General features: G+C 57.5%; 6 protein-coding genes and 2 pseudogenes. All 8 read left to right on the forward strand.

All coding sequences use genetic code 11. The features are described from left to right. Positions 1 to 191, forward strand: a pseudogene (gene sdhA, locus BN1143_RS09125) (succinate dehydrogenase flavoprotein subunit); the annotation flags it as partial. 17 nt (positions 192 to 208) lie between these two features. Continuing rightward, positions 209 to 925 carry a succinate dehydrogenase iron-sulfur subunit gene (locus tag BN1143_RS09130; RefSeq protein ID WP_010634177.1) on the forward strand — a complete coding sequence of 239 codons (717 nt, stop codon included), beginning with the start codon at positions 209 to 211 and terminating at the stop codon, positions 923 to 925. A 124-nt stretch (positions 926 to 1,049) separates the two neighbouring features. Further along, positions 1,050 to 3,727: pseudogene (gene sucA, locus BN1143_RS09135) on the forward strand (2-oxoglutarate dehydrogenase E1 component). 90 nt (positions 3,728 to 3,817) lie between these two features. Beyond that, positions 3,818 to 5,005 carry a 2-oxoglutarate dehydrogenase complex dihydrolipoyllysine-residue succinyltransferase gene (gene odhB, locus BN1143_RS09140; RefSeq protein WP_005300217.1) on the forward strand — a complete coding sequence of 396 codons (1,188 nt, stop codon included), beginning with the start codon at positions 3,818 to 3,820 and terminating at the stop codon, positions 5,003 to 5,005. A gap of 223 nt (positions 5,006 to 5,228) precedes the next feature. After that, a complete protein-coding gene (gene sucC / locus BN1143_RS09145) occupies positions 5,229 to 6,395 on the forward strand; it encodes an ADP-forming succinate--CoA ligase subunit beta (RefSeq protein ID WP_005300220.1) in 1,167 nt (388 codons plus the stop codon). Further along, the gene (gene sucD, locus BN1143_RS09150) at positions 6,395 to 7,267 is read left to right on the forward strand and encodes a succinate--CoA ligase subunit alpha (protein WP_005300222.1); all 873 of its coding nucleotides are present in this window, start codon (positions 6,395 to 6,397) and stop codon (positions 7,265 to 7,267) included. The genes sucC and sucD overlap by 1 nt, the downstream gene beginning before the upstream one ends. Positions 7,268 to 7,521: 254 nt before the next feature. After that, positions 7,522 to 8,631, forward strand: a complete 1,110-nt coding sequence (locus tag BN1143_RS22365; RefSeq protein ID WP_156141294.1) for a PIN domain-containing protein — start codon at positions 7,522 to 7,524, stop codon at positions 8,629 to 8,631. Between the two features lie 221 nt (positions 8,632 to 8,852). Next, a partial coding sequence (locus tag BN1143_RS09160) for a YcgN family cysteine cluster protein (protein WP_042050348.1) occupies positions 8,853 to 9,167 on the forward strand: 315 nt, incomplete at its 3' end.

A 9,167-nucleotide genomic window follows, 5' to 3' on the forward strand; every position in this document is an offset into this window, starting at 1 on the left:
CCGCGGTGGCCGCCAACTTCCGTACCGAGAGCCGGGGCGCCCACAGCCGCTTCGATTTCCCGGAGCGCGACGATGAGAGCTGGCTGTGCCACAGCCTCTATCATCCGGACACCGAGTCCATGACCCGTCGCGCTGTCAACATGTCACCCAAGACCCGTGAGGCGTTCCCGCCCAAGGTCCGGACTTACTGATTGCGGAGCCAAGCACAATGAACGTCACATTCTCTGTCTACAGATACAATCCGGATGTTGATAACGTCCCCCATATGAAGGAATATCGTCTTGATATTCCTGAAGGTTCCGACATGATGGTGCTCGACGCACTGATCCAGTTGAAAGAGCTGGATCCCACGCTCGCCTTCCGCCGCTCCTGCCGCGAAGGGGTCTGTGGATCAGACGGTCTCAACATGAATGGCAAGAACGGTCTTGCCTGCATCACCCCGCTCTCCGATCTGCTGAAGAAGGGCAATAACGTCGTTATCCGCCCCTTGCCAGGCCTGCCGGTGATCCGCGATCTGGTGATCGACATGACCCAGTTCTACACCCAGTGGGAGAAGGTCAAACCCTTCCTCATCAACGACGAAAAATTGCCGCCCGTGCGTGAGCACCTGCAATCCCCCGAAGAGCGCGCCAAGCTGGATGGCCTGTACGAGTGCATACTCTGTGCCTGCTGTTCCACCTCTTGCCCCTCCTTCTGGTGGAACCCGGACAAGTTCATCGGCCCGGCTGGGCTGCTCGCCGCCTATCGCTGGCTGGCGGACAGCCGCGACACCGCCGCGACCGAGCGACTGGGTAATCTGGATGACGCCTTCAGTGTGTTCCGTTGCCACGGCATCATGAACTGCGTGAACGTCTGTCCCAAGGGATTGAACCCGACCAAGGCCATCGGCCACATCAAGTCGATGCTGCTCAACCGGGCTGTTTGATATCAGGGCCAGGGCGTCACGCGCCAGGCCCGACCTCTGGATAGCCATCCAGCCTGGATGNNCTGGATGGCTATTTGACCCCTACAAGCTGCGCTGCAGTGAACAAGATGTACAAGGGATAGAAATGCATAACGGCGTGATGAAGGCCTGGTTGGAGTCATCTCACCTGGCTGGTGCGAATGCAAGCTATATAGAGGATTTGTACGAATCCTTCCTGGAAGACCCCGAATCCGTAGCCGAAGAGTGGCGCAGCCTGTTTAGCTCGCTGCCCCAGGTCAATGGCCATGCGATAGAACAACCCCATTCCCGGGTCCGCGATTATTTCCGTCGCCTGGCCAAGGAGCCCTCCCGTTACAGTGCCCCCGTCTCCGATCCGCAAGTGGATGCCAAGCAGGTGCGGGTACTGCAGCTTATCAACGCCTTCCGCTTCCGCGGCCATCAAAACGCCAATCTGGATCCGCTCGGCCTGTGGGCGCGTGAAACCGTTGCCGAACTGGACCCTGCGTTTCACAATCTGCAAGGCGCGGACATGGAGGCCACCTTCAACGTGGGCTCCTACGCCATCGGTCGCGAAACCATGGTGCTCTCCGATCTGTATGCCTCGCTGAAAAAGACCTATTGCGGCAGCATCGGCGCCGACTACATGCACCTCACCTCCACCGAGGAGAAGCGCTGGCTGCAAGACAGGCTCGAGTCCATCGAAGGGAAGGGGACCTATACCCTCGAAGAGAAGACCCGCTTCCTCGAGAGCCTGACCGCCGCCGAGGGGCTGGAAAAATACCTGGGCGCCAAGTTCCCGGGGGCCAAGCGTTTCTCCCTGGAAGGGGGCGATGCCATGGTACCCATGCTCAAAGAATTGATCCGTCGCGCCGGCGAGCAGGGCTGCAAAGAGGCCGTCATCGGCATGGCCCACCGCGGTCGCCTCAACGTGCTGATCAACGTGCTGGGCAAGCGCGCCCAGGACCTGTTCGACGAGTTTGCCGGCAAGCACGGCGAATCCTGGGGCACGGGTGACGTGAAGTACCACATGGGCTTCTCGTCCGACTTCGCCACCCCGGGCGGCAACGTCCACCTGGCGCTCGCCTTCAACCCGTCTCACCTCGAGATCGTCAACCCCGTGGTCATCGGCTCCGTGCGTGCCCGCATGGATCGCCGTGGTGACAAGGACGGCTCGACCGTATTGCCCATCACCATCCACGGTGACTCGGCCATGGCCGGTCAGGGCNNGACATCGCCAAGGCGGTGCAGGCCCCCGTACTGCACGTCAACGGTGATGACCCTGAAGCCGTGGTGCTGGTGACCCAGATTGCGCTGGATTACCGCAACACCTTCAAGCGCGACGTGGTGATCGAGCTGGTCTGCTACCGTCGTCACGGTCACAACGAGGCCGACGAGCCGAGTGCCACCCAGCCCTTGATGTACCAGAAGATCAAGCAGCACCCGACCCCGCGCAAGATCTACGCCGATCAGCTGGTGGCGGATGGCGTCATCAGCCAGGAGCTGGCTACCACGCTGGTCAACGAGTATCGCGACACCCTGGATCGCGGTGAGCGGGTGAGCAAGGAGTGGCGTCCGATGGAGCTGCACTCCGTCGACTGGACCCCCTACCTGGGCCACGACTGGGCCATGCCCTATGACAGCACTGTGCCCATGGATCACCTCAAAGCCCTCGGCGAGCGGGTGAGCCAGTATCCGGCCACCCACGTGCTGCAGCGCCAGGTCGAGAAGATCTACGAAGACCGCCGTCTGATGGCCGCCGGCGAGAAGTTGGTGGACTGGGGCTTTGCCGAGACCCTGGCCTACGCCACCCTGGTGGACAAGGGTTCCCGCATCCGCTTCACCGGGGAAGACTCCGGCCGCGGCACCTTCTTCCACCGCCACGCCGTGCTGCACAACCAGACCGATGCCAGCACCTACACCCCGCTGTGCAACCTGCACGACGAGCAAGGCCCGTTCGAGGTGTACGACTCCGTGCTGACCGAGAACGCGGTACTGGCGTTTGAATATGGCTACGCCAGCGCCGAGCCGGCCGGCCTCACCATCTGGGAAGCCCAGTTCGGCGACTTCGCCAACTGCGCCCAGGTGGTGGTCGACCAGTTCCTCTCCTCTGGCGAGCAGAAGTGGGGCCGGATGTGCGGCCTGACCATGCTGCTGCCGCACGGTTACGAGGGGCAGGGTCCGGAGCACTCCTCCGCCCGTCTGGAGCGCTATCTGCAGATGTGCGCCCAGCACAACATGCAGGTGTGCGTGCCGTCCAACCCGGCCCAGGTGTTCCACATGCTGCGCCGTCAGGTAGTGCGTCCGATGCGCCGTCCGCTCATCGTGATGACGCCCAAATCCCTGCTGCGCCACCCGCTGGCGGTGAGCAAGCTCGAAGAGCTGGCCGAAGGCACCTTCCAGAACGCCATCGGCGAGATCGATGCACTGGATCCGAAGGGCGTCAAGCGCGTGGTCTTCTGCTCCGGCAAGGTCTACTACGACCTGCTCGATGCCCGTCGCAAGGCCGAGCAGCAAGATGTGGCCCTAGTGCGGATCGAGCAGCTCTACCCCTTCCCGGAAGAGGAAGTGCGCGCCATCCTGGCCGACTACGCCCACGTCACCGACTTCGTCTGGTGTCAGGAAGAGCCGCAGAACCAGGGTGCCTGGTACTGCACCCGTCATCACTACGACAGCGTGCTGCCAAGCCATGCCCGTCTGCGTTATGCCGGTCGCCCGGCCTCGGCCTCGCCGGCCGTCGGTTACATGTCCGTCCACGCCAAGCAGCAAAAAGCCCTGGTGGAAGACGCACTTACCCTGGAATAACGAGTTGTGAAGGAGAGGGTGCTCCCCAGGAGCGTCCTCTTCGACCAAGAACAAGCCCGCTGGCCAAGAAGTAAACAAGGAACTGATTAGATGACTATCGAGATCAAAGTACCGGACCTGCCGGAATCAGTGGCGGATGCCACCATCGCGACCTGGCACAAGAAGCCGGGTGATCTGGTTGCCCGTGACGAAGTGCTGGTTGACATCGAGACCGACAAGGTCGTGCTGGAAGTGCCCGCGCCGGAAGCTGGCGTGCTGGGCGATATCCTGCAAAGCGAAGGGGCCACCGTGCTCTCCCGCCAGCTGATCGCCATGCTCAAGCCTGCCCCGGTGGCCGGCGAAGAGACCAAGGAGAAGCCGGTGGAAGCGGTAGCCGATGACGCCGCCGATGGCTTGAGCCCCTCCGTGCGCCGCCTGGTGGCCGAGCACGACATCGACGTTGCCAAGCTGACCGGTACCGGCAAAGGCGGTCGCGTCACCAAGGAAGACGTGGAAGCCTTCATCAAGGGTGGCAACAAGCCTGCCGCCGCGCCGGTTGCCGCTGCAGCCCCGGCTGCACCGGTCGCCCCGCTGGCCGGTCGCACTGAAAAACGCGTGCCCATGACCCGTCTGCGCAAGCGTATCGCCGAGCGTCTGCTGGAGGCCAAGAACACCACCGCCATGCTGACCACCTTCAACGAGATCAACATGGCGCCCATCATGAAGCTGCGCAAGCAGTACGGCGAGATCTTCGAGAAGAAGCACGGCATCAAGCTCGGTTTCATGTCCTTCTACGTGAAGGCGGTAGTGGAATCCCTCAAGCGCTACCCGGAAGTGAACGCGGCGCTGGACGGTGACGACATCGTCTACCACAACTACTTCGACGTCAGCATCGCCGTCTCCACCCCCCGTGGTCTGGTGACCCCGGTGCTGCGCGACTGCGACAGCATGAGCCTGGCCGACATCGAGAAGGCCATCAAGGATCTGGCCGGCAAGGGCCGTGACGGCAAGCTGACCGTGGACGAATTGACCGGCGGCAACTTCACCATCACCAACGGTGGCGTGTTCGGCTCCCTGATGTCCACCCCGATCATCAACCCGCCCCAGAGCGCCATTCTGGGCATGCACAAGATCCAGGACCGCCCCATGGCCGTCGACGGCAAGGTCGAGATCCTGCCGATGATGTACCTGGCGCTCTCCTACGATCACCGCATCATCGACGGCCGCGAGTCGGTGGGCTTCCTGGTCTCCATCAAGGAGCTGCTGGAAGATCCGACCCGTCTGCTGCTGGACGTCTAAAGAAATCGGCCGGAGTGGCAAGCCTGTGGGCGTGCCAAGCCGCGCCACAAGCTTGCCGCCGGACCTGTTGCCCGGCGGCAAGCGGGGGCCCTCGCGGCCCTGACGGAACGTCTGAGTGAAAGTGAAATTAGAAAGATAACGAGGGGCCACCCTGGCCTCTTTCACAGGGGATTGAGAAACACGAGCCCCGGACGGAAATACCTACAACACGGATAGAGCATCTATGAATCTGCATGAATATCAGGCAAAACAGCTGTTTGCCGAGTATGGCCTGCCGGTCTCCGAAGGTTATGCCTGTGCCACCCCGCAGGAAGCGGCCGAAGCGGCCGACAAGATTGGCGGCAACACCTGGGTCGTCAAGTGCCAGGTCCACGCCGGTGGCCGCGGTAAAGCGGGCGGCGTCAAGCTGGCCAAGAGCAAGGACGAGATCCGTGCCTTCGCCCAGAACTGGCTCGGCAAGAACCTGGTGACCTATCAGACTGACGCCAACGGTCAGCCGGTCACCAAGATCCTGGTGGAGTCCTGCACCGACATCGCCAAGGAGCTGTATCTCGGCGCCGTGGTTGACCGTGGCTCTCGCCGTGTGGTCTTCATGGCTTCCACCGAAGGTGGCGTGGAGATCGAAAAAGTCGCCCACGAAACCCCGGAACTCATTCACAAAGCTGCCATCGATCCGCTGGTAGGCCCGCAGCCTTATCAAGCCCGCGAGCTGGCCTTCAAACTGGGTCTGGTCGGCGATCAGATCAAGCAGTTCACCAAGATCTTCATGGGTCTGGGCCAGATGTTCCTGGACTGCGACTTCGCCCTGCTGGAGATCAACCCGCTGGTCATCACCGACAAGGGCAACCTGCACTGCCTGGACGGCAAGATCAACATCGACGCCAACGCCCTGTACCGCCAGCCAAAGCTGCGCGAGATGCATGACCCGTCCCAGGATGACCCCCGCGAAGCGCACGCCGCCCAGTGGGAGCTGAACTACGTGGCCCTCGATGGCAACATCGGCTGCATGGTCAACGGCGCGGGCCTGGCCATGGGCACCATGGACATCGTCAACCTGCACGGCGGCTCACCGGCCAACTTCTTGGACGTCGGCGGCGGCGCCACCAAGGAGCGGGTGACCGAGGCGTTCAAGATCATCCTCTCCGACAGCAAGGTTCAAGCCGTGCTGGTCAACATCTTCGGTGGCATCGTGCGCTGCGACATGATCGCGGAAGGCATTATCGGTGCCGTGAAGGAAGTGGGGGTGAAAGTGCCCGTGGTGGTGCGTCTGGAAGGCAACAACGCCGAACTGGGTGCCCGTAAACTGGCCGACAGCGGCCTCAATATCATCGCCGCAACGAGTCTGACTGACGCAGCTCAGCAAGTGGTAAAAGCAGCGGAGGCCAAATAATGAGCGTTCTGATCAACAAAGACACCAAGGTGATCTGCCAGGGCTTTACCGGCGGTCAGGGCACTTTCCACTCCGAACAGGCCATTGCCTACGGTACCCAGATGGTCGGCGGCGTCTCCCCGGGCAAGGGTGGCACCACTCACCTGGGCCTGCCGGTGTTCAACACCGTCCGTGACGCCGTGGAAGCCACCGGTGCCACCGCCTCCGTCATCTATGTTCCGGCCCCGTTCTGCAAGGACGCCATCCTGGAAGCCATCGATGCCGGCATCAAGCTCATCGTCACCATCACCGAAGGCATCCCGACCCTGGACATGCTGGACGTCAAGGTGAAGCTGCAGGAAACCGGCGTGCGGATGATCGGCCCCAACTGCCCGGGCGTCATCACCCCGGGTGAGTGCAAGATCGGCATCATGCCCGGCCACATCCACAAGCCGGGTAAGGTGGGCATCGTCTCCCGCTCCGGCACCCTGACCTACGAAGCGGTCAAGCAGACCACGGACGAGGGCTTCGGCCAGTCCACCTGCGTCGGTATCGGTGGCGACCCCATCCCGGGCTCCAACTTCATCGACATCCTGGAGATGTTCCAGAACGATCCGCAGACCGAAGCCATCGTGATGATCGGCGAGATCGGCGGCAACGCCGAGGAAGACGCGGCGGCCTACATCAAGGCCCACGTCACCAAGCCGGTGGTCTCCTACATCGCGGGCGTCACCGCTCCGGCTGGCAAGCGCATGGGTCATGCTGGCGCCATCATCGCCGGTGGTAAAGGCACCGCGGCCGAGAAATTTGCCGCCCTGGAAGATGCCGGCGTGAAAACCGTGCGCTCCCTGGCCGATATCGGCAAGGCCCTGCGCGAAGTGACCGGCTGGTAAGTTCTTTAGCCTGTTATCTCAGATAGCAAAATGCCGCCCCTTGGGCGGCATTTTTTATGAGTCATGGTTTGAGTTAATAACTTGCACACGTGAAAGTCCTTCACTATTAGATAAATGCCAGTTATTTAAAATAAAGTTATCTAGACAATATAGTGTAAAAGTAGCAAGCTCAATGGGAATAGACGTGCTAGCATTTTTGTCTTACAAGATATGACGAATAACCATGTCTAAATTTAAGCTAATACGAGGTTGATATGATAAACTTGATAATCGATACAAACATATACAGAAAAAACCCTAGGCTTGATAACAATGAGTTTAAAGCCTTGGAAAAACTGGCAAATGCAAAGATATTAAAACTACAGATCCCATATGTTATTCAGCGAGAATTTCAGACACAGCAGCGAGAGCTTTGTAAAAGTGAGTTAGATAAATCTTTGTCTAGTATTTCAAGCTTATTGCGTCGCCCATTAAGCAAGGATGCTCTTGAAGAAATTTCTAAAATAAAGAAATCAATTGATGAAAGTTACAATGACATATTGGATGCGTCAGAATGTTACTTTACTGATTGGGTCAAAAAAGTTAATGGCTCAATTCTTCCTTTATGTGAAGAACAAGCTTTAAATGCAATGGAAGCTTATTTTTGTGGTGCATTGCCGCTTACCAAAGTCAAAGATAGAAATGATATTCCTGATAGCTTTATCGTTCAGGCAATAAATAAGATATCAAAAGGACATAACAATCTTGTAGTAATTGCTGAGGATGAAAAAGTAAGGAAATCTTTTGATGATGCGGCTGATATAAAAAGCTTTTCACAGCTTTCGGATTTTATTAAAAGTGCAGAGATTCAGGATAAACTAAAAGATATTGATTTGATTTCAGATTTACCCGCCATATTGGATGCCATAGTTAAATTTGAAGAACATAGTGGTGAGTTGGCATCAGAGGTGTCATCTAAAATTGGAGATTATGTTTGTGGCGAAACTATAGAAGACCCATCAATCCCTGATGACAATAATGAAGCACACATATCACAGTTTGGTGACGTGAATAGTATCACATTAGATCTTAATGGTATGGCTTATTATGGTGGTGGCAATGTTGGCATCCCATTTGAGGTCGAGATGTACGTATATGCATATTATTATATATTCAAGGCGGATTATTACGGTTTAGATAACCCACCGAGTGTATCTGATCATAATGATAATTATTTTGAGGCTGAGGAAGAGTTCAGTGTAAAAGTTAACGGTATAGCTTCGGTTATGTTCGACCGAGATAATATCGACTTAGACGATTTTTCCAACACAATTAAATTAGAAACTCTTGAGATCGATAGTATAGAAAACATCGAGTTATGCTGAAAATTATAAAAATTATTATTTTTTCACAGGCATTATATCTCGTTGTTTGAATTTTCTGGTTTCATATAGGGCTATCGCTTCGCGATAGGTGGTATTGAGTGCAGCTAAGACCAACATCTATTCGCCGTTTAAACTTCCCGCTTTCCCCCATTTTTCTTGAAAAATCGGTCCATAGCGCGTATAACCACGCGCTTGTCAGTGTATTGAGTGAGCCAATCTTTATGCAGCAGAGTGAACCCGTGCAGAGCGCCCCCTTTTGGCAGGAAAAAAGCCTGCAACAGATGACCATGACGGAGTGGGAGTCCCTGTGCGATGGCTGCGGCAAGTGCTGCCTGAACAAGCTGATCGACGAGGACACCGAGGAGCTGGTGTTCACCAACGTTGCCTGCAACCTGCTCAATACCAAGACCTGCCAGTGCTCCGACTACGGCAACCGCTTTAAGAAAGAGCCGGACTGCCTGCAGATCACCCACGACAAGATTGCCGAATATGACTGGCTGCCGTCGACCTGCGCCTACCGCCTGCTGGCGGAGGGG

The sequence above is a fragment of the Aeromonas dhakensis genome, assembly GCF_000820305.1.
Lineage (GTDB): Bacteria > Pseudomonadota > Gammaproteobacteria > Enterobacterales > Aeromonadaceae > Aeromonas > Aeromonas dhakensis.